This window comes from Ghiorsea bivora (genome assembly GCF_000744415.1).
In the GTDB taxonomy this organism is placed as follows: Bacteria; Pseudomonadota; Zetaproteobacteria; order Mariprofundales; family Mariprofundaceae; genus Ghiorsea; species Ghiorsea bivora.
In genome coordinates this window covers 77,402-98,204 of the sequence record NZ_JQLW01000011.1, presented here as the reverse complement: position 1 = coordinate 98,204, position 20,803 = coordinate 77,402, and the positions used below count along the sequence as shown (strand labels likewise).

Sequence of the window (20,803 nt, the reverse complement as noted above, 5' to 3'; positions counted from 1 at the left end):
CCGAGCTGGGTGAGGAAAGAAAATGCTTACATATAATGAAGCACAAAGATTTTATGACTCGTTCGGAAAAAAGCAGAGTAAGCAGTTTTACGAAGAATCAGCAATGAACAATTTAATCGAGCTAGGCAAATTTGACGAAGCAAAAAATATTATAGAATTTGGTTGTGGAACTGGAAAGTTAGCATCTCGATTATTGAAAAATATTTTATCCCGAAAATGTTATTATCTAGGTGTTGATATTAGTCAAACAATGGTCGCTCTTTGTCAAAAAAATATTGAACAGTATTCTGATCGTGCAAAATGCTATAAAAATGAAGGAAAACCTATAATTAATATTACAGATCAGTCCGCAGATAGATTTATTTCTACCTATGTACTGGACTTACTTACTGAGGAAGACATAATAGTCTTACTAAACGAGGCTTACCGTATACTCTTACCAGGTGGTTACCTTTGTCTTGCTAGTTTGACTCATGGTACTTCTTTTGTTTCACACATTGTAGAGTTCATTTGGAGCAGCCTATATAAATTAAAACCATCCATTGTAGGTGGGTGCCGCCCAATAAAAATATCAGAATACTTGCAAAATGATAAATGGCATATTCTTCATGATTCTACTATTGTATCTTACGGTGTTCCATCAGAAGTCGTCATTGCAAGAAGGCTGCAACATTGAAGTCGTCTAACAATACGCTCGTTCGGATGTAAACTACGCTTCGTTTGCGCCGCACAATGTGGGTAATGATGCAATAAAGCGGTTAAATTACAACGAAGAACCAGTGTTTTCTATTAAAAGGTTAGCTTCTCTAAACAAGAAGATGTTTGGCAAGTGTCATGCAAAGGTGCTAAACTGGTATCATGATAGTGTTGTTGTAGCACAATGTTTGGAGGTTGTTATGTTTGTTATCACAGAATTTAAAAGGGTGGTGCTGCTTTGTCTAGTTATGATGTTGGTGGCTCCTGCGGCGCATGCAGCAAGCAAAGCGGAAATAAATGCCAAGGTAAAAGTTGCAATGACAGCATTTTATAAACAAGTGGCATCGGGACGAGAATTGAGCAAGAAAGCATACGGTATGTTGGTATTCCCAGAAGTATTCAAAGCTGGTTTTGGTATTGGTGGTGAGTATGGCGAAGGTGTTATGATGGAGCGTGGTAAAACTACAGGTTATTATAGTACAGCAGCTGCCTCTATAGGTTTTCAAATTGGTGCGCAAATAAAATCTCAAATTATTTTGTTTATGACGCGTGATGCTCTGAAAAAATTTAAATCAAGTGAAGGGTGGAAAGCAGGTGTAGATGGCAGTGTAGCTTTGGTAACGGTCGGGGTTGGTGGTAATATTGACAGCGATACATTGAAAGATCCTATTATAGGTTTTATCTTTTCTAATAAAGGTTTGATGTATAATCTTACATTCGAAGGCTCCAAAATATCAAAGATGAATAAATGACGGAAATAAGCTTTTATATGAGCTTGATTCAGTCCTTGAATTCCAGCTTGAAGGCAGAGGGAATCCAGATTAGCGCTCATGAAATAAAGCAGGTACTCACATTTCGAACGGTGTTTAAACACGCATGACAACCTGTAGTGTATCCTGCCTCCTAAGTAGGCTAGTATGATAGCTTACTTCTCAGTATGAAGCATAGGATGACAGGTGTGCTCGACATGACAAAAAAATACTGCAAAACTTCGGCTATGAATAAAGAACAACCTGAAATTGAAGTATGTTTTGGCCCTGAATGTGGTGATAAGGGCAGCCCTGCGCTTGCTAAAGAGTTAGAAGCATTGGGATATACCATTGTGATGGGGGATTGCCGCAGTCAGTGTGCCAATGCGCCGTTGGTGTTGGTGGCAAATCAAGGCGTGGTGACTTCCACCTGCGCTAAAGTGCTCGCTAAAATCAAAGCAGTTCAAGAAGTAGAGTAACCTTTTTGTCATGCCGACCAGCGTAACACAGGCAGGCTTCGCACTGGAGGTATCTTAGATGTCTCGGCAGGGGGTATCGCTATTCACCCATCGCTTGACATGATATGCTTCGTACGGAGTGATGAAACTTAATCTTTTTTGAAATAACGAACGGAAGCTAACCCTTTAAAATCAGCATCTTGTGTCCAAAGTTCGGCGTGTTGAATAAAGGCGGTTGCAAGAATTAAGCTATCTGCCATGGCTAGCTTATGTGTTTGCCCAAGTTTAGCGGCATACATGGCGATATTTTCATCAATAGGGATGACAGGGAACTGTTGCAATACACCTGCGGCGGATAAAGCGGACTCTTCACTGGTTGCACGCATCACGACTTTAAACACTTCATGCAAAACAATGGCAGGGACAATCACTTCCTCATGATTTTCAATCAGAGGAGCATAAGTCTCGGCATTTTTGCCATCTGAAAAATATTCAAGCCAACATGATGAATCGAGAATAATCATATGATACGGTCTGATTTATCCCGAATGTTATCCATATCAATAGCACAGCCTTTAAGCATACCACGCAATTTCTTGGCAGGTTTGACAGGCACAAGTTGAATATGCTCACCATAAGGCATAGCCATCATTTTCTGCCCCGCTTTAATGTGCAGTTGTTCACGAACACTTTTAGGTATTACCACTTGAAATTTGGGTGAGACTGTAACTGTTTGCATAACGAAACCTCTATCGATGACTATTTCGTAATACTTTATATCTTTCTCTGCACTGAATCAAGTTTTTGGTAGGCTAGATGAGGATAAGACAAACAAGCTGCCTTATTTTTTATGTGTAACTTGGCTAAACTCAGTAGGTATAACTGTGTTGGGAGGTGTGTAATGAAAGCCTTATTGTATCTTGCGACGACATTGCTATTTATATCCGCAGCTTGGGCTCATGTGCCCAAATGTTCTGCTTTTGGTGCGTATACTGATTTGATTCAGACCATTGCGCGTCCCAGTGATACAGCCGATTATGGGGAATATTGTAACTATGGTTACTATGAGGGTGGTTATTGGTGTGGTCAGGCTGCAGCAGTGGGTTATTAGGTTTATAATTATCCAATTTGGCATATTTATCGCAGTAAAGTTGAAGTGAAACAACAGAAACAAGTCGCAGTGGCGGAACCTACCACGACACAAGCAAAAGATGAGCAAGTAAAAAATAAGAAAAAGCAAAATGATTCAGACGATAGTGATAGCTGGGCGGTGTATCTCAAAGGTAAACATTTGTTGTATATGAAAACGACGGCTTGTGTGCGCAATAAATGACATTTTTGGCTGTGTAGCAATCAACACATTATCGTTTACAAGGTGGTGCAGGGTTTGCTGCGGCATCGCAAGGTACAAGCAGTAGGTAGTGGTGGGTGGAACAAGAACAAACATTGGTATTGCGCTATGGCAATGGTGATGTGGAGCAACATGATTTATCGTATAATAATGGTACGCTTTATTTGAATGGGCGACGTTATTTAGTGGTGGATAATGATGTTTGTGATTAAGGCTGAAGCTGGGTTTTGACCACAAAACGATAGGGTAGCAGCGCATCTTCTTTGGCATAAGCCACGCCGATTCGGGGTGTGGCTTCAATACAGGCATCGGGCACATCAATGGATTTATCTTCTAACCAAACCTGCTCACCTTGTAAAGATTGGGCATTGATGCTTTGGTTGATACCCATCGCTTGAGATAATTTTCCAGGACCATTGAGTAGTTGTTGGTGATATTGCCGTGCACCGCGCCTTTGTAACATGGTATCCAAACCAGCATAAGGTTGAATAGCGCGAATCAAAACAGCATGTGGAATGTCTTTTTGGTTGGTGACGACGTTGAATAAGTGGTGCATACCATAACAAAGGTATACATAGCTTATGCCACCTTGTTGAAACATGGTTTCAGTGCGCGCGGTACGGCGGTTACCATAAGCATGTGATGCTCTATCTGTGATGCCTGCATAAGCTTCGGTTTCGGTGATGATGCCAGCACATATCACACCATGAATATGGGTGTATAATACTTTTCCTAATAAATCTTTTGCGACGTGTACGACATCTTGTTGCAAATAAAAATCCAAGGGTAGCTTCATTGGGCTAGGAGTCTGTCAGACTTATGGAATTGTGGCGAGAAACATCGATATTCTTTGATTTTTTGCATGGGTTTGAGGCGAGTAGCAGGGCTATTCAACGAAAGTACAGGTGAAAAAGCATGAATATTCGATTTTTCGCAGTAGATTATCATAAGCCCGTCAGACTCCTAGTGTGGTATTTTAGCTGAAATAGTGCAACACCCTGAAAAGTTAAGCAATTTTAACATTTTTATGATTGACCAAAAGTGTAAAAAACATCACATTGTCAGCATGAAGTTTATTGAATCATTTATCCATAAAGAATCATCCAGCGGCATTTTATTGATTGTTGCTACAATTTTAGCGCTTATTTTTAGCAATACTTTATTGGCTCCTTATTATGAGGCTTTTTTACATATTCCTGTTTCGATTCAACTTGGCTCATTATCTTTGGATAAATCACTTCATCATTGGGTGAATGATGGTTTGATGGCGATTTTCTTCTTTTTGATTGGTTTAGAAGTCAAACGAGAAGTGTTGGAAGGTCATTTGTCATCGGTTAGTCAGGTCACATTACCTATCGTGGCGGCAATCGGTGGTATGGCTGTGCCAGCGTTGATTTATCTTTATTTTAATGCTGACAACCCTCTTGCGGCCAATGGCTGGGCAATTCCAACAGCCACTGATATTGCGTTTGCTTTGGGTATACTTTCCTTACTTGGCAAACGCGTACCCTTATCTCTCAAAGTCTTTTTGATGGCATTGGCGATTATTGATGATTTGGGTGCGATTGTGATTATTGCATTGTTTTATACGGTTGATTTGTCCACGCTATCAATTTCAGTGGCTTCTGTGGCACTTGCTATACTTATTGTGATGAATCGTATGGGTGTGGTTCGCAAGTCTGCTTACTTTATCGTGGGGCTTGTTTTGTGGGTAAGTGTGCTTAAATCAGGTGTTCATGCCACGCTGGCTGGCGTTGCTTTAGCGTTTACCATTCCATTGTACGCTAAGGACGAGTTGGGTAAAAAGTTTTCACCATTAAAAACCCTAGAGCATGATCTGCATTATTGGGTTGCTTTCTTTATCTTGCCTATCTTTGCATTTACCAATGCAGGGGTGAACATTACCGAAATATCACTGGATCAAATGTCAGGGAGTGTACCGCTTGGTATTATGTTGGGCTTGTTTTTGGGTAAACAATTGGGTGTATTTGGTTTGAGTTGGCTGGCGATTAAGCTTGGTTTTGCAAAAATGCCAGTGGATAGCAATTGGTTGCAATTGTATGGGGTGTCGGTACTCACGGGCATTGGTTTTACCATGAGTTTGTTCATTACTTCTCTAGCATTTTCTTCTGCAGACCTGTTCCAATACACCGATAAACTTGCGATTTTAGTAGGGTCGTTTAGTGCAGGTATTTTGGGTTATCTATTGCTGCGAATAGGCAAAAAGAACAGTGTCAGCTAAACAAAGCTGTCCACAATGTGGGATGTTGGCAGGGGTTGTGTCAGCACAAACCATTCAACATCAATTAAAACAACCTTGGCAATGGTTGAAGGCGGATAAACCCCATTTCTTTTGTGTTTCTCCTGCGTGTCAGGTCATTTATTTTGATGCCACGGGCGAGGTGATTGAGGGGCATGCTTTGCGGCAAGCGGTTGGAATCAAAAGCACGGATGATTCCGCGCTGATTTGTTATTGTTTTGATGTATCGCGAGCTGATGCCAAGGCGAACCCTGATGCCAAAGCATATGTGATGGCGCAAACCAAACAAAAGTTATGTGCATGTCGTATCCGCAACCCATCAGGGCAATGCTGCCTTAAAGACTTTGCAATGTTAGAAGGTGTATCATGAATCATAGTTTAACGGTTGGTATTGAATTTTATTTTAAGGGCGAGTCCTTTTCGTCTTCTGTGACGATTGACTTGGACGAGCATTTTCAAGCGGGTAGGGATGTGAGTCACATCTATGATATGTTGGCAAAAGAAATAGGGCTGGATGAATATCGCCATGAATATGATGTGATGGTGATGCAGGATTTAATATGTAAATCGGCAGAAGGTATTGCTGAGAAATATGTGGAAAATGGGCAGGTGGACTGGCAGGGGTTGGCAGAAGCTTGGCAAAAAGAAGCAGACTTGATGGTGCTGCAGCCCATTGCCAACAAATTCTTTAATGTTGAATCTTTGGCAGACGAACCCAAGCTTGCAGCCGCCTTGCTTGAGGCTTATCGAGTTGGACAAGATAAGTCATTGCACTTAGCGAAAAGAAATATGGATTGGAATGAGGTGTTTTGATGGCTGAATTAAAATGTTTATTGTGGGATGTGGATGGCACATTGGCAGATACAGAACGAGACGGACACCGTGTTGCCTTTAATATGGCGTTTGAAGAAGCGGGTTTGGAACGCCGTTGGAGCGTGGATACCTATGGTGAGTTGCTGAAAGTGACAGGTGGTAAAGAGCGTATCCGCTTTGATATTCAGCGGGGTGACATGCCTGATATGCCTGATGAAAAAATTGCAGAGCTTCATGCGCGTAAAACCATTCATTATCAAACCTTGATTGCAGATGGTTTGATTCCTTTGCGTGCGGGCGTGCTTCGTTTGTTGGAAGAAGCTTATGCCGCAGGTATCACACTTGGCGTTTCGACCACCACCACACCATCAGCCTTGGATGCCTTGATTGAGCATTCATTGGGTAAAGAATGGTTTGATAGATTTGCTGTGCTTGCAGCAGGCGATATTGTGCCGAACAAAAAACCAGCGTCCGATATTTACGATTATGCGCTTGAACAATTGGGTATGGTGGCTGAAAATACGGTTGCTTTGGAAGATTCGGGCAATGGTTGGTTGTCTGCGCGGGATGCAGGGCTTAAATGTGTGGTGACGATTAACGATTACACGGCGAACCAAGATTTTACAGGTGCAGATTTGGTGGTGTCTGAGTTTGGTGAAGCAGACCGCCCAGCCGTGGATGTGTTAATTAATAAACACAATCTCGATAACTTACATCATGTGACTTTAGACCATCTTAGAAAAATATGCGAAGCTTAACTGTCCAGTTCACCACCGATTTAACCGATAGCTGTATTCAAAGTTTTCAGCTTAACAAAAAGTAAGCTTCAAACTTTAGCTTTGCTCTCGATTAAATCTGCGGCCAACTGAATCAGTTATCAATGAACTTATAAAACAAAAAACTTCGTGTTCTTCGTGAGCTTCGTGGTGCAAAGGAATTAAAATATGCAATTATTTGATACACACTGTCATATCGATTTCCCTCATTTTGATGAGGATAGGGATGAAATGTTTGCACGTATGGCAGAGAATGGTGTGTCAAAAATTGTTGCGGTGGCAGTAGAAATTGAGCAAACGCCGCGTTTGATTGATTTGGTGGAGTTCAGAGACAATGTATGGTTTTCGGTGGGTGTGCATCCCAACCATGAAGTAGAGCAAGAGCCAAGTGTTGAAGAACTGGTTGAACTATCCAAACATGAGAAATGTGTCGCCATTGGTGAGACAGGCATGGATTTCTTTAGAGATGCCTTGCCTGCCGATATTCAAGAAACTCGCTTTAGAACACACCTCAAAGCCGCACATATCGTAAACAAACCTGTGATTGTGCATATGCGTGATGCGGATGAGGCAACACTTCGCATTCTTAACGATGAAGATGTGGTGGGATGCGGTGGTATTATGCATTGCTTTTCTTCGAGCTGGGATGCGGCAAGTGCCGCTTTGGATATGGGTATGTCGATTTCATTTTCGGGCAATGTCACCTTTAAAAATAATCAGGCTTTAAGAGATGTGGCAGCCAAAGTGCCCGAAGATATGTTTTTGATTGAAACTGACTCGCCCTATTTAGCGCCTGTACCCAAGCGCGGTAAGCGCAATGAACCAACTTATGTGCGGCATGTGGCTGAATGTTTAGCTGAGGTGCGTGGTGTATCGGTGGAGCATATCGCTGAAGTATCCACTGCCAATGCCCTCAAACGCTTTAATCTTTAATTTACCACGAAGTGTATGAAGAACACGAAGTTTATCATTCGTCATTCCCGCAAAGGCGGGAATCCACTGTTTGAGAATACACGAGTAACTGTATGATGCTGCTCTGTGTTGTATGGATTCCGCATCAAGCTTGTCCTCAACTGGATTGGGGATGCGGAATGACGATAAGGTTGAGTTTCTTGAATGATAAATGAGTATATCCAATGATTTATTTTGAGAATGTCACGCTGAGGCGTGGTAGAAAAGTCTTATTCCAAGATTTCAGTCTAACCATTCACCCCAAAGATAAAATTGGGATTACAGGTGCCAATGGCACAGGTAAATCATCGCTGTTTGGTTTGATTCTTGGCAAGCTTGAAGAAGATAAAGGTGAGTTTCGCACCAAATCTAAGCTAACCATCTCGCATGTTGCACAAGAAACGCCTGCTTTGGATATGGCGGCTGTGGATTATGTGTTGCAGGGAGATGTTGAGCTTTGTGTTTTAGAAAAGCAGATTGAAGAGGCTGAAACCCAACAAAATGGGTTAGCGATAAGTAAGCTGCATGAACGTATGGATGCGATTGGTGGCTATCAGGCGCGAGCAAGGGCAGGACAGCTGCTTAATGGGCTTGGTTTTACGACTGAACAGGAAAGTCATGCTGTGCAAAGCTTTTCTGGCGGTTGGCGCATGCGGCTTAACCTTGCCCAAGCTTTGATGTGTCGCTCAGATGTTCTGTTGTTGGATGAGCCGACCAACCATTTGGATTTGGAAGCGGTATTGTGGCTAGAGAAGTGGCTTAAAAGTTATCAGGGTGCATTGCTGTTGATTTCGCATGATAGAGAGTTTTTAGACAGCACGATTTCAACCATTGCGCATATCGAACAAAGTAAAATCACCATGTATGCAGGCAATTATACCGCTTTTGAATTGCGCAGGGCAGAGCAGCTTGCGTTGCAGCAATCTTCGTTTGAAAAGCAGCAGCGTGAAATTGCGCACATGGAAAGTTTTATCACCCGCTTCAAAGCCAAAGCGACCAAAGCCAAACAAGCGCAAAGCCGCATCAAAGCTTTGGAGCGTATGGAAAAAATCGCACCTGCGCATGTGGATTCACCATTCTCATTTGAATTTCAAGATACAGGTTTTATGCCCAATCCTTTGCTGCAATTGCAAAAAGTAAGCTTTGCTTATACGGATGAAAATATCTTGGAAGATATATCCATTAGCTTATTGCCCAATGATAGGATTGGTTTGCTTGGGCCGAATGGGGCGGGTAAATCCACATTGATTAAGCTGCTTGCAGGCGAGAGCCAACCCAAAGTGGGCAAGGTGATACCGTCCAAAGGTTTGAATATTGGTTATTTTGCGCAACATCAATTGGAACAACTGGATAGCCATGCTTCACCTGTACAACACTTGTTTGAACTCAACCCTGATTTGTCGGAAAAGGAAGCGCGGTTGTTTTTAGGTGGATTTGATTTTCATGGGGATATGGCTTTGGAATCCATAGTTTCATTTTCTGGCGGTGAAAAAGCACGTTTGGTGCTTGCGATGCTGGTGTATCAACAACCCAATTTGTTGCTCATGGATGAGCCGACCAACCATTTGGACTTGGATATGCGCCATGCGCTTACCCTTGCGCTGCAAAGCTTTGAGGGGGCAATGGTATTGGTGTCACATGATAGACATTTGTTAAGAACGGTGTGTGATGATTTGTGGTTGGTTGCTCAGCAAAACGTTGAACCATTCAAGGGTGATTTGGATGATTATGCCGACTGGTTGAATGAACAACGCTTGGCACAGCAGTCAGAAGGTCAGCCAAGTAAAACAGGAGAACACACCCAAGCAGCACGCAAAGCCAAGCGCAAAAACGATGCAGAGCGCAGAAAGGCGTTGCAGCCCAAGCGCAATCAGCTTAAAAAGCTAGAGCAACGTCTAGAAAAGCTGCATAGCAAAGAAACAGAGCTTAATGAGGCATTAGCCGATAGTGCACTTTATGAAGCCAGTGAAAAAGATAGACTATTAAGGCTCACCACAGAACATAATACAGTGAAACAAGAGCTGGATGAAGTGGAAGAAGCTTGGATGGAACTGAGCGAGGAGCTTGAAAGTGATGAATAGTATTGCCGTAGCTCTTGTTCATGCACCTGTTTTGAATAAAGCAGGGGAGAGTTCGGCTACGTCTGTGTCATCCATTGATGTGCATGATTTTGCGCGGACGTGTGGGTTTTATGATGTTTCACCTGTGTATATTGTGCACCCAGCAGAAGGTATGCAGCAGTTTGTGAAGGATATTCAAGGGCATTGGACAACAAGTAAACGAGGCGACCTTAATCAGGGTAGGCGTGATGTGCTCTCACAAATTAAGGTGGTATCCACCATGGATGAGGTGTTGCAAGATGCCGATTACCAGCTTTGGTATACTTCGGCAGAGCCTCCGCAGCAAAGCAAGCTGGTTGCACCGCAAGTTTTGCGGGAAAAAGCAGGGAATCACTTGCTTGTTTTTGGTACGGGGCATGGTTTGGACGTTAAAAATATGCCAGATGAAAATGGGTGGTTGTATTCTATTGAAGGTATCGGTAAGGTGCGCCACCTTTCTGTGAGAGCGGCTTTAGCAATTTACCTTGATAGGCTGTTCCGATGATTTTGGAGGATAAGCAAAATGCGTGCTTTAGATGATGTAACAAAAGACCAAATTCGTAGTGATATTCCAGATTTCCGTGAAGGCGATACTGTTCGCGTAAACGTTCGTGTGGTTGATTTTAAAGACCTTAAAGGCGGCAAAGTTGAGAAGCGTGAGCGTATCCAGGCTTATGAAGGCATCGTGATTGCGCGCCATAACAAAGGCATTTCAAGTAGTTTTACAGTTCGTAAAATTTCTAGCAACGTTGGTGTTGAGCGTGTATTCCCCTTGCACTCACCTATGCTTGAAAGCATCGAAGTGAAACGTCACGGTCGTGTTCGTCGTGCGAAACTTTACTATCTACGTGAACTGCGTGGTAAAGCGGCTCGTATTCGTGAGCGTCGTTTTAACTAATTTTTTTCTAAGCTTGAAAACAGCTTCATAATGATTTCTAATAAGGGCTCCTTTTGTGAGCCCTTATTTTATTTAAAGGATTTGTTTTTAACAGTTTGTTAATACATAAGTTTTAGAATTTTTGGTTTTGAGAAACCAACGGAGTATTCAATTTCATGACAACACGCGAAGATTTTTTTAAAGCAGATTTAGATGATGATATTGTGGTGCAAGCCATTAAAGATGAGTTGGGCCGTCAACAACATACATTAGAGCTTATTGCCAGTGAAAACATTGTATCCAAAGCGGTGATGCAAGCGCAAGGCTCAGTGATGACCAACAAGTATGCAGAAGGTTACCCTTCGCGTCGTTATTATGGTGGTTGTGAGTATGTGGATAAAGTAGAAGCTTTGGCTCAGGCACGTGCAAAAGAAATCTTCGGAGTAAAACATGCCAATGTGCAACCCCATTCAGGCTCACAAGCGAATATGGCTGTGTATATGGCTGTGCTTAACCCTGGTGATACCATCATGGGTATGGACTTATCACACGGCGGGCATTTGACCCATGGCTCACCTGTAAACTTCTCAGGTCGTTTATATAATGTTGTTGCTTATGGTGTGGAAGAAGGCACTGAGCTGATTGATTATGATGTGATGCAAAAATTAGCTGAAATTCATAAACCAAAAATGATTATTGGCGGTGCATCGGCATACGAACGTGAAATTGATTTTAAACGTATGCGTGAAATTGCCGATTCGGTTGGTGCGATTCTTTTTGTAGATATGGCGCATTATGCAGGTTTGATTGCAGCGGGCGTTTATCCATCGCCTGTTGGTCATGCGCATGTGATTACAACCACCACACATAAAACATTACGTGGCCCTCGCGGCGGCATGATTTTAACCGATGACGATGATTTAGCGAAAAAACTAAACTCACGTATTTTTCCAGGTATCCAAGGTGGCCCATTGATGCATGTGATTGCTGCCAAAGCAGTGGCATTTGGTGAAGCTTTGGGTACACAATTTAAAGCAGACCAAAAACAAGTGATTGCCAATGCTAGAGCTTTAGCCAAAACATTGGTGGCTGGTGGTTTGCGTGTGGTTTCAGGCGGTACAGATTGCCACATGTTCCGTGTTGATGTGCGCAACCAAGGTATTACAGGTAAAATTGCTGAAGAAGCTTTGGAAGCTGCAGGCATTACAACCAATAAAAATACCATTCCGTTTGACCCTGAGTCACCATTTGTTACTTCAGGCATTCGCCTTGGTGCATCCGTGATTACAGCGCGTGGCATGAAGGAAGCTGAAGCTGAATTGATTGGCACTATGATTCTTAAAGTATTGGCTTCACCTGAAGATGCTGCGGTGCACGCCGAAGTATTTAATGAAGTGAAAGCTTTGACTGATCGCTTCCCAATTTACGAAGACTGATTGATGCATTGCCCATTTTGTGCACACGATGATACGCGGGTCATAGACTCACGTGTGGTTGAAGATGGTTCGGCGGTTCGCCGCCGCCGTCATTGTGACCAATGTGGCAAACGTTTTTCCAGCTATGAACGTGCCGAACTGCGTTTACCCTTGGTCATTAAGAAAGATGGGACACGGGTTGCTTTTAATATTGAGAAAGTACGTGATGGTATGCAAAAATCATTGGAGAAACGCCCTGTTTCAGCAGATGATTTGGAAAAATCAGTACATAGTGTGCTCAAATCTGTGCAAGAAACCAATGAAAATGAGATTTCAGCAGAAATTATTGGTGATTTTGTGATGGAACAATTGCGCAAACTTGATGGCGTGGCTTATGTTCGTTTTTCATCGGTATACCGTGAGTTTAAAGATGTGGATGAGTTTTTAACGGCAGTACGTGCTGCTATTGGTACACAAAAATAGAGACAGCAAGATTTACAGCATAAAAAAGGGAGCCTCAATGGGCTCCCTTTTTATTGATATATTTATAACTGTTTTACGAAATATTAATCGATACGTGTTTTTTCAGCTTGTTCTTGTTCAGTTTTGCAGTCGATGCAAAGTGTAGTCACAGGGCGTGCTTGTAAACGTTTGACGCTGATATCACCACCGCAAGCATCACAAATACCAAAGTCACCTTCGCGTAAACGATAAAGTGTTTCTTCAATTTTATGGATGAGTTTCAGTTCGCGGCTTTTGATACGAATATCAAAGCTTAAGTCTGTTTCAGCAGAGGCTTGGTCGGCAGGGTCTGGAAAAGCAGTGGTTTCTTGTTCATGCATTTGGTGCATGGTGTCATTTTGTGACTCTTCAAGCTCTTCTTTCCACGCAGTTAGTTGCGCTTCAAATGCGGCAAGTTCTTTTTTTGTTAAAGCCATGCTAGTCCCCTTTGAACTATATTTTGATGCTTTTTGTTTGCTTTTTTAACCATGTTTCTGATATGACTGTGATGCAAAGCGCGACGCATTGTAGCGATGCTGTCATAAAATACAATTTTAGCGTTTTAAAGAAAGAAAAGCTGTGATAAAGGTCTCAGCTGAGTATGCTTTTAAGAGCTTTTATCAATGTTTCACAGGCTTGTGGTGTGCCAATACTGATACGTAGGTACATATTGATTCTTGTAGCTTCAAAATGACGGACAATAATACCTTGTTCGCGTAATGACTGAGCAATGGTTTTGGCTTTATGATGTGGGTGTGTGGCAAAAATAAAATTGGCTTGTGAGGGTAAAATATCAAAGCCCAGCTTTTGCATATCGCTATACAATACGTCTCGGCTTGTGATGATACGCTGACAAGTTTCAGTAAAATATGTTTTGTCATCCATGGCTGCTGCTGCACCCAAGGTGGCGAGTTTATCCAATGGGTATGAATTGAAACTATCTTTGACACGAACCAAACCTTGTATCAAATCAGGATGACCCATGGCGAAACCTACACGTAAACCAGCGAGCGCGCGTGATTTTGACAGGGTTTGTACCACCAATAGGTTGGGGTATTGGTGGATAAGAGAAACTGCCGATTCACCACCAAAATCAATATAAGCTTCATCAATGACAACAACACTGTTGGGGTTGTTTTGTAATAAAGTTTCAATCGTGTTTAAACCTAAACCTATACCTGTAGGCGCATTGGGGTTAGGGAAAATAATGGCACCATTTTCTTGGTTGTAATCATCAATATTGATACAAAAATCATTATCCAATGGGATGGTTTTATAATTGATGTCATACAGACCGCAATACACAGGGTAAAAACTGTAAGTAATATCAGGGAACAATAAGGGTTTATCGTGTTTTAAGAGGGCTTGAAACGTATGGGCAAGCACTTCATCCGAACCATTGCCAACAAATACTTGGGCGGTGTCTAAATCATAATAATTAGCAATGCTTTGTTTGAGTATATCACTATTGGGGTCAGGGTATAATTTTAGGTCTGCATTGGTTGCAGTTTGGATAGCAGCCAAGGCTTTGGGTGAGGGTGGGTATGGGTTTTCATTGGTATTGAGTTTGATGAGATTGGAGACCTTGGGTTGTTCACCAGGAATGTACGGCTTTAATTGGTGAACGGATTCGCTCCAAAACTGACTCATATCAGGTGCTCCTGAGGAATAAAGTGGTGTTTGCTTGGGAAGCTCCGAATAAATCTGGATGAAGCAGGTTGTGGTTCAGGGCATTCAAAATCTAGGCGTGAATTGCATGGAATAGCCTAAACTATCGCTTAAATTCACAACGCAGAGTTTGAGTGCTTTGGACACAAGATGCGAGTTCATGACTTGTTTAGAACTTCCCTTGCAAGACAGCACGGTAAACATAAGCAAGGTTTGGTTCAAGTAAGATTTGTTGGTTACAGTACATAAGTTGCATAAGTTGTTGGTATTGTTAACTTGCGTTCTGATAATGAGAGAGGATTTGGGTTAGGGATGAATAGATTGGCGAGTGCGCCACTGCAACAAAGTTATGATAGACCACGTAAACGTATGGTTGATGAACAGATTATTGCACGCGGTGTGCAGTCGCCACGGGTGATTGCAGCGATGCTACAAGTTCAACGTCATCTTTTTGCGGGTGAGGCATTGCGGCTGCATGCCTATAAGGATAAATCTTTGCCTATTGGTGAAGGGCAAACGATTTCTCAGCCTTATATGGTCGCTAAAATGACAGAATTGCTAGATTTAAAAGGGCATGAACGTGTGCTGGAGATTGGTACAGGCTGCGGTTACCAAACGGCAGTATTATCTTGCCTCTGTAAACGTGTGTATAGCATTGAGCGCATTAAATCATTGCATGAGCTGGCAAAAAGGAATTTGCGTAAAGCAAGACATAGCAATGTGATGTTACGTTGTGGTGATGGTTTATTGGGTTGGGAAGATTATGCGCCTTTTGATGCCATTATTGTAACCGCAGGTGGTTTTGCTTCTGACTTGTGGCTGGAGCAATTGGCTGAAGGTGGAGTGTTATTAATGCCAGAAGGTATTGGAAAGTCACATCGTTTGGTACGTAGGTATAAGCAAGAGGGTAAGGTGGAAGAAGAATATTTTGATGATTGTACATTTGTACCATTGCTCTCGGGTGTAAGTTGATGCAAGAGCATACAAGAAAACTATCTTGGTTGCGCCGCTTATATCATTGGACATTGTCGTGGGCTGACCATCCATCTGCCAAATATGCATTGTTTTTGATTGCACTGATTGAATCCAGTGTGTTTCCCATTCCCCCTGATATTTTGTTGATTGCTCTAGCTTTGGGGCAACCAAAATCTGCATTAAGATTTGCTGCCATTACTACGGCAGGTTCAACACTGGGTGCAGCGGTTGGTTATGGCATTGGTTTTCTCTTGTGGGCGAGTGTAGGACAACCGATTATTGAATTTTACGGGCTTACTTCACAGTATCTCAAAGCAGAAGATTGGTTTGCGATGTATGGTGTGGCAATTGTTTTGATTGCTGGTTTTTCGCCCATTCCATTTAAGGTGATTACCATTGCTGCAGGCGCATTTGGGATTGCTTTTATTCCCTTTATTTTAGCTGCATTGGCAGCGCGCGGCGCAAGATTTTTCCTTGAAGCTGCTATTCTACGTTGGGGTGGCGACAGATTAAGAAACTTTGTTGAAAAACATTTCGAACTGATGACAATTCTTATTACACTTTTGGTTGTGGCAGGTTTTGTTGTCATTTGGGCCATGGGTTAACCATTTTGGCTCAACGGCATATCTTATTGCTTGTGTGTATGAGCATATTGATATTTGGTTGTTCACGTTATAATTATTACCCACGCGGCATTCAACATGAAGACAACAAAAGAGTTGCTGCAAGCAATCGCACTGCTTATATCGTAAAGTATGGTGATACACTATACAGTATAGGGCGGAAATTAGGCATTGATTTTCATCGTCTGGCGAAGATGAATGATATTCGTAGACCTTATACTATTTTTGTTGGACAACGTTTATATACCAATGGTTCAGTGGCGAAGAAACACACGAAGCAGGTGAATAAACTTTCCGTTAAAACGAGTAAAGCCAAGGCGAAAATCAAACATGAAACAACGCATAAAACATATCCCAAAGCCAGTTATAGTCGAATTAAACTGCAGTGGCCTGTAAAAGGTCGTTTAAGTGGTAAGTTTGGTCCGAGAAAAAATCGTATGCATGATGGTATTGATCTTGCAGCCAAGGCAGGCACACATGTGTTTGCGGCAGCTGCAGGTAAGGTAGTGTATGCAGACTCTAGGCTTTCGGGTTATGGGAATTTGATTATCATTCGCCACAGCTCAGATATGTTTACTGCGTACGCGCATAATCAAAAGAATTTGGTGGTGGCTGGGCAGCAGGTTAAAGCTGGGCAACATATTGCCAATGTTGGTGCTACTGGAAGGGCAACGGGTGCACATTTGCATTTTGAAGTGCGTCGTGGTGAAACTGCTGTGGACCCTTTGGCATATTTACCAAGAAAATAAAACTTAAAACCTTGAAACTTGGGTGAAGAATACCTATGAAGTGGATAATACATTTATATTGATTCGTTTAGGAGACTGCGTTGAGCAAGAAGAAGAAAAAAACCGTTGATGAAGTAGAGCAAGAAGCCGTGCAAGCCTCTGCGGATGAGCAGAGTGAGTTGGACGAGCAGCTTGAAGCTGAAGTGGCTCAGGAAGAGCAGGAACAAGAGGTCGACCCTTTAGAAGCTGCGCAACAAGAAATCGCAGAATTAAAAGATAAATTATTGCGTCAGCATGCCGAAATGGAAAATCTGCGCAAACGTACACAACGTGAAGTAGCCGATGCGCGTAAGTTTGCAGTTGAGAAATTTGCTGTGGCATTGTTGGATGTCGTGGACAACTTAGAGCGTGCTGTTGAAACTGAAGAAGGCAATGAAAAGGCTGTACGCGAAGGTGTAGCTTTGACCTTGGATTCTTGGCATAAGGTTGCGAGTAAGTTTGAACTTGAGCGTATTGATGCTGTTGGGCAAACATTTGACCCGCATTATCATGAAGCATTATCGAAAATGCCATCGGATGAAGATGCAGACACTGTAATTGCACAACATGTGGCTGGTTATACCTTAAATGGTCGTTTGATTCGCCCTGCTAAGGTATTGGTTTCAAGCGGTAAAACATAATATCACCCAGCAACCAAAAATCTTGGTGAGCGCATGCCTGCTGGGTGAGGCTGTGCGTTATGATGGTGGTGACTGTGCTCATCACCTGAATAAAAAGTCTGCCATGCTGTTGCAACAGTGGCAGCAAGAAGGTTTGTTATTGCCGTTGTGTCCTGAAGTGTTAGGTGGTTTGCCTGTGCCAAGGCCTGCAGCAGAAATTGTTGGTGATAAGGTTGTTACCCAAGCAGGTGAAGATGTTAGCCAAGCTTTTTGTATTGGTGCAGAAAAAGCGTTGGCTTTGTGCCAGCAATACCAAATTCAATATGCTATATTGAAGCAGGGTAGCCCATCATGTGGTAACAGTTTGGTGAATGATGGTACGTTTTCAAAAACAAAAGTGCGAGGTCAAGGTATAACTGCACGTTTGTTAACAGCGCACCAAATTCAAGTGTTTAATGAAATAGAGCTATCACAACTACAAGTATTGTTATAAACATATGTAACTTTGCATGTTAGGTGGTGGTGTTAAACAGTTTGTGCAAGCAGCTGCCGCAGTGTGGGTTCTACATCTTCAACTTTCCAAGGTTTTTTATGCATGCTGATATTGGGCTCTGCTAAAACTTGAGTGGATATGAGTTCTTTATCATAACCAGTTAAAAATAAGATGGGAAAATTGGGTGTGATATGTCGTATTTTTTTCGCTGTATCCACACCACCCATTCTTGGCATCATTACATCCAACACGGCTGCCGAAAAACTGTTTGGATCTTGCTGGAAAAGATTGAGTGCATCCTCACCATTAAATGCTGCCTGCACCCGGTAACCTAATGATTCAATGATTTCGATACCAATTTCATGAACTATTTCATCATCATCGGCAAAGAGAATAAGTGGTTTATCACTTTCATTCTCATCGTTGTTTATTTTAGGGTCAGAGGCAAGGGGTAAATAAATTTTGAATGTGCTGCCTTGGCCAAGTTTGCTTTCAACATCAATAACCCCATGATGGCTTTGAATAGCCCCGTAAGTCATGGCTAATCCCATGCCGGTGCCTTCATGCATGCTTTTGGTGGTGAAAAAAGGATCAAAGATTTCTGCTCTATGAGCATCATCGATGCCACAGCCGTTGTCGGATACGCTTAATACGGCATATTTTTGCTGTTCATCTAAATTAAGGTTTTTCGCTTCATTGGCACCGGGAGTGTATGTTTTGAGGTTGATGCTGATGATGGGTTCGTTTTGATTGGCAACTGCGTCTTTAGCATTGGTTACAAGGTTAAGTAAAACTTGTTGAATTTGGGTGGTGTTGCCCATAATGGAAATATGTTTGGCAACCTTCCATTGTAATTCTATGCCTTTGGGTATCAGGGTATGTACCAGTTCCTTGGTTTCATGTACCAATTCAGACATGGAGATAAACTCATTGTTGCTGCTGTCTTTTCTTGCATAGGTGAGCAATTGAGAGACCAAGGATGCGGCTCTATCGGTTAATCTTTCGAGTTTACTTAGGCGTTCGCAAGCATTAGGCAAGTGGTTCACTTCATGTTTAAGCATGTATAAAGAGCCGCTAACTGCGGCGAGGTAATTGTTAAAATCATGCGCAATGCCGCCAGCTAAAGTACCAATAGTTTCAAGCTTTTGTGATTGCATGGCATTTTTTTCAGCGCGCCTTCGTTCACGCATATCTTCATAGATAATGATATAATAAGCTGTTTTTTCAGCACCCGGTACATGCACGGGGGCGCATGAGACTTTAAGGTCTAATACTTCGCCATTTTTATGTTGATGTAAGAATTCACCCTTGTAAGGTAAACCTTGCTCCAAAACCTGCCAAACGGTGTCTTGATAGGAAGGTTGTTCTGGTGTTGTTTGACACTCTAACTTGGTTAAATGCTGGCTGATTAACTCACTTTCAGCATAACCAAACAATTGGTCCATTTTGCGATTGCTAAATTCAATCACACCATAAGCATCAGTGATGGCAATAGGTTCACCCGCTTGCTGTAATGCTTGGGATAAGCGGTATAAACGTTGTTCAGCTAGAATGCGCTCGGTAATATCATAAGCCACTGCATAAATCGCTTCAGGTACACCATCAATTTGTACGGGCACAAAGGTCATAAAGACATAAATTATGCTACCATCACCACTGATTAAACGTAAATGCTGACTTTCTGCATGACCTGCTTTGGCAGAGAGGAAACTGGCATACGCATCCTCTTTAATATCGGGGTCGATAAAAGTATCCAAGTTTTTTCCAACCAAGTAGTCGCTACCATACCCTGTTAATAAAATGCATGCGGGGTTAATATTGGTGATCATACCTTGGGTATCCAGAGAAAATACGGCATTGGGGTTGCGTTCAAACAGTGCTCTGTGGTGTCTGCTGCTGGTCATGAGGTCATGTTCCATATCGCGCATTACAGAGCGCATAAATTCCACATATTTACCTTCCATGCTATGAGCAACATCACTGATGGTTAATAAACCAGCAAACTCACCTTGGTCACCAACAACAATGAGGTGGCGGGTGTGGTTGGATTTCATCACCACCGAAGCTTCAGGTACAAATGCTTTGCGATTGATGGTGTTGGGTGCAATCATCATATCCCGAACACGAAATTGACTGAGATCTTTGCCTTCTTGGCATAACCTTGTAATGCCCCGAGAGGATAATAAACCTACAGGTTTACCATCTTCTAAAGCAATTAAAGCATGGTTATGTTTTGCCATGAGCTGAGCAGCTTCAACGATGGGCGTGTCAGGCGTAACGGTTGCGTGTATGGGTTGAATAATTTCAGCCACGGTTTGCAAATCTGTAAAATGTTCTACGCCTAAGTTTGCAATAAAACAGGACATGGTGACAACACCGGCTAAAAAACCATGTTCGTCTTCAACCACAAGATGGCGCATTTTGCGTGTAATCAATTCATCATAAGCATAAAAGGCATTGGCATCAATAGGCACTGAAAATACAGGAGATGTCATGTGCTCAGCAGCAGTTTGGCTCTGTAAGTCAATGCCTGAAGCGGCAAAATTGACCATATTACCTTCAGAAAGAACGCCTATGGCTCGGTTGTTTTCAGCAATAATAATAAAACCAATACGTTTCTCAGCCATGATATAGGCGACCTGGTTTAATGGTGTGTTTGGTGGAATAGATAGTGCAGGGGAAATCATGATATCGCGAATAAGCATAATCCT

Annotated in this window: 27 protein-coding genes; 21 read left to right on the top strand and 6 right to left on the bottom strand. The window is 42.3% G+C overall.

The features are described from left to right. Window positions 1-22 precede the first annotated feature (22 nt). The 3 genes from DM09_RS09760 (at window position 23) to DM09_RS09750 (ending at window position 1,924) form a co-directional block, all read left to right on the top strand. Window positions 23-676, top strand: coding sequence for a class I SAM-dependent methyltransferase (locus DM09_RS09760; protein WP_038250506.1), 654 nt, complete (start codon window positions 23-25; stop codon window positions 674-676). A 58-nt stretch (window positions 677-734) separates the two neighbouring features. Further along, on the top strand, window positions 735-1,448 hold the full coding sequence (locus DM09_RS09755; RefSeq protein WP_318024170.1) for a BPSL1445 family SYLF domain-containing lipoprotein: 714 nt from the start codon (window positions 735-737) through the stop codon (window positions 1,446-1,448). A 215-nt stretch (window positions 1,449-1,663) separates the two neighbouring features. Further along, window positions 1,664-1,924, top strand: coding sequence for a (2Fe-2S) ferredoxin domain-containing protein (locus DM09_RS09750; RefSeq protein ID WP_232507809.1), 261 nt, complete (start codon window positions 1,664-1,666; stop codon window positions 1,922-1,924). Window positions 1,925-2,052: 128 nt separating this feature from the next. Here DM09_RS09750 and DM09_RS09745 read toward each other — a convergent pair whose 3' ends face one another. Both DM09_RS09745 and DM09_RS09740 read right to left on the bottom strand, forming a co-directional pair. Then, complete coding sequence (locus DM09_RS09745) at window positions 2,053-2,427, bottom strand: type II toxin-antitoxin system VapC family toxin (RefSeq protein ID WP_038250503.1); 375 nt, start codon at window positions 2,425-2,427, stop codon at window positions 2,053-2,055. After that, window positions 2,424-2,642: an AbrB/MazE/SpoVT family DNA-binding domain-containing protein gene (locus tag DM09_RS09740; protein WP_038250501.1), complete on the bottom strand. Its 219-nt coding sequence runs from the start codon at window positions 2,640-2,642 to the stop codon at window positions 2,424-2,426. Before DM09_RS09740 ends, DM09_RS09745 begins: the two co-directional genes overlap by 4 nt. A gap of 162 nt (window positions 2,643-2,804) precedes the next feature. Between DM09_RS09740 and DM09_RS09735 the strand changes: the two genes are divergently transcribed. The 3 genes from DM09_RS09735 (at window position 2,805) to DM09_RS11810 (ending at window position 3,466) form a co-directional block, all read left to right on the top strand. Then, window positions 2,805-3,014 carry a hypothetical protein gene (locus DM09_RS09735; RefSeq protein WP_038250499.1) on the top strand — a complete coding sequence of 70 codons (210 nt, stop codon included), beginning with the start codon at window positions 2,805-2,807 and terminating at the stop codon, window positions 3,012-3,014. Between the two features lie 45 nt (window positions 3,015-3,059). Continuing rightward, a complete protein-coding gene (locus DM09_RS11625) occupies window positions 3,060-3,236 on the top strand; it encodes a hypothetical protein (RefSeq protein WP_157753692.1) in 177 nt (58 codons plus the stop codon). Window positions 3,237-3,331: 95 nt separating this feature from the next. Continuing rightward, the gene (locus tag DM09_RS11810; RefSeq protein WP_269764234.1) at window positions 3,332-3,466 is read left to right on the top strand and encodes a hypothetical protein; all 135 of its coding nucleotides are present in this window, start codon (window positions 3,332-3,334) and stop codon (window positions 3,464-3,466) included. On the opposite strand, the gene DM09_RS09730 is transcribed toward DM09_RS11810, so the two are convergent. Beyond that, window positions 3,463-4,038, bottom strand: coding sequence for a DNA-3-methyladenine glycosylase (locus DM09_RS09730; RefSeq protein ID WP_318024169.1), 576 nt, complete (start codon window positions 4,036-4,038; stop codon window positions 3,463-3,465). The genes DM09_RS11810 and DM09_RS09730 overlap by 4 nt on opposite strands. A gap of 282 nt (window positions 4,039-4,320) precedes the next feature. Here DM09_RS09730 and nhaA point away from each other — a divergent pair, with 282 nt between their 5' ends. The 10 genes from nhaA (at window position 4,321) to nrdR (ending at window position 12,928) form a co-directional block, all read left to right on the top strand. Next, window positions 4,321-5,496 (top strand): Na+/H+ antiporter NhaA, encoded by a 1,176-nt coding sequence (gene nhaA, locus DM09_RS09725; protein WP_038250651.1) that lies wholly within the window; start codon window positions 4,321-4,323, stop codon window positions 5,494-5,496. Next, on the top strand, window positions 5,486-5,884 hold the full coding sequence (locus DM09_RS09720) for a putative iron-sulfur cluster-binding metallochaperone (protein WP_157753691.1): 399 nt from the start codon (window positions 5,486-5,488) through the stop codon (window positions 5,882-5,884). The genes nhaA and DM09_RS09720 overlap by 11 nt, the downstream gene beginning before the upstream one ends. Next, window positions 5,881-6,327, top strand: coding sequence for a hypothetical protein (locus tag DM09_RS09715; protein ID WP_038250495.1), 447 nt, complete (start codon window positions 5,881-5,883; stop codon window positions 6,325-6,327). Before DM09_RS09720 ends, DM09_RS09715 begins: the two co-directional genes overlap by 4 nt. Beyond that, complete coding sequence (locus DM09_RS09710; protein ID WP_038250493.1) at window positions 6,327-7,085, top strand: HAD-IA family hydrolase; 759 nt, start codon at window positions 6,327-6,329, stop codon at window positions 7,083-7,085. Before DM09_RS09715 ends, DM09_RS09710 begins: the two co-directional genes overlap by 1 nt. 186 nt (window positions 7,086-7,271) lie before the next feature. Beyond that, the gene (locus DM09_RS09705) at window positions 7,272-8,036 is read left to right on the top strand and encodes a TatD family hydrolase (RefSeq protein WP_038250491.1); all 765 of its coding nucleotides are present in this window, start codon (window positions 7,272-7,274) and stop codon (window positions 8,034-8,036) included. Between the two features lie 203 nt (window positions 8,037-8,239). Further along, on the top strand, window positions 8,240-10,135 hold the full coding sequence (locus DM09_RS09700) for an ATP-binding cassette domain-containing protein (RefSeq protein ID WP_038250489.1): 1,896 nt from the start codon (window positions 8,240-8,242) through the stop codon (window positions 10,133-10,135). Continuing rightward, entirely contained in the window at window positions 10,128-10,658 is a 531-nt protein-coding gene (locus tag DM09_RS09695; protein WP_038250486.1) for an RNA methyltransferase, read from the top strand. The genes DM09_RS09700 and DM09_RS09695 overlap by 8 nt, the downstream gene beginning before the upstream one ends. 18 nt (window positions 10,659-10,676) lie before the next feature. Then, complete coding sequence (gene rplS / locus DM09_RS09690; RefSeq protein ID WP_038250484.1) at window positions 10,677-11,051, top strand: 50S ribosomal protein L19; 375 nt, start codon at window positions 10,677-10,679, stop codon at window positions 11,049-11,051. Between the two features lie 155 nt (window positions 11,052-11,206). Then, window positions 11,207-12,466 (top strand): serine hydroxymethyltransferase, encoded by a 1,260-nt coding sequence (gene glyA / locus DM09_RS09685; protein ID WP_038250482.1) that lies wholly within the window; start codon window positions 11,207-11,209, stop codon window positions 12,464-12,466. Window positions 12,467-12,469: 3 nt separating this feature from the next. Then, a complete protein-coding gene (gene nrdR / locus DM09_RS09680) occupies window positions 12,470-12,928 on the top strand; it encodes a transcriptional regulator NrdR (protein ID WP_038250480.1) in 459 nt (152 codons plus the stop codon). A gap of 83 nt (window positions 12,929-13,011) precedes the next feature. Here the strand turns inward: nrdR and dksA are convergent, their stop codons facing one another. After that, window positions 13,012-13,383 carry an RNA polymerase-binding protein DksA gene (dksA, locus tag DM09_RS09675; RefSeq protein ID WP_038250478.1) on the bottom strand — a complete coding sequence of 124 codons (372 nt, stop codon included), beginning with the start codon at window positions 13,381-13,383 and terminating at the stop codon, window positions 13,012-13,014. A gap of 154 nt (window positions 13,384-13,537) precedes the next feature. Next, window positions 13,538-14,596, bottom strand: a complete 1,059-nt coding sequence (gene hisC / locus DM09_RS09670; protein WP_038250476.1) for a histidinol-phosphate transaminase — start codon at window positions 14,594-14,596, stop codon at window positions 13,538-13,540. Between the two features lie 330 nt (window positions 14,597-14,926). On the opposite strand from hisC, the gene DM09_RS09665 reads away from it, so the two are divergent. From DM09_RS09665 to DM09_RS09645, 5 genes are all read left to right on the top strand, one after another. Then, window positions 14,927-15,586 (top strand): protein-L-isoaspartate(D-aspartate) O-methyltransferase, encoded by a 660-nt coding sequence (locus tag DM09_RS09665; RefSeq protein WP_038250473.1) that lies wholly within the window; start codon window positions 14,927-14,929, stop codon window positions 15,584-15,586. Continuing rightward, window positions 15,586-16,194 carry a YqaA family protein gene (locus DM09_RS09660; RefSeq protein WP_038250471.1) on the top strand — a complete coding sequence of 203 codons (609 nt, stop codon included), beginning with the start codon at window positions 15,586-15,588 and terminating at the stop codon, window positions 16,192-16,194. Before DM09_RS09665 ends, DM09_RS09660 begins: the two co-directional genes overlap by 1 nt. Window positions 16,195-16,232: 38 nt before the next feature. Next, on the top strand, window positions 16,233-16,961 hold the full coding sequence (locus DM09_RS09655) for a M23 family metallopeptidase (RefSeq protein ID WP_051938383.1): 729 nt from the start codon (window positions 16,233-16,235) through the stop codon (window positions 16,959-16,961). An 80-nt stretch (window positions 16,962-17,041) separates the two neighbouring features. Next, window positions 17,042-17,620, top strand: a complete 579-nt coding sequence (grpE, locus tag DM09_RS09650) for a nucleotide exchange factor GrpE (RefSeq protein WP_038250469.1) — start codon at window positions 17,042-17,044, stop codon at window positions 17,618-17,620. A gap of 1 nt (window position 17,621) precedes the next feature. Beyond that, window positions 17,622-18,092, top strand: coding sequence for a DUF523 domain-containing protein (locus tag DM09_RS09645; RefSeq protein ID WP_038250466.1), 471 nt, complete (start codon window positions 17,622-17,624; stop codon window positions 18,090-18,092). Between the two features lie 32 nt (window positions 18,093-18,124). Here DM09_RS09645 and DM09_RS09640 read toward each other — a convergent pair whose 3' ends face one another. Continuing rightward, the gene (locus tag DM09_RS09640; protein WP_038250464.1) at window positions 18,125-20,797 is read right to left on the bottom strand and encodes a CBS domain-containing protein; all 2,673 of its coding nucleotides are present in this window, start codon (window positions 20,795-20,797) and stop codon (window positions 18,125-18,127) included. Window positions 20,798-20,803: the final 6 nt, after the last annotated feature.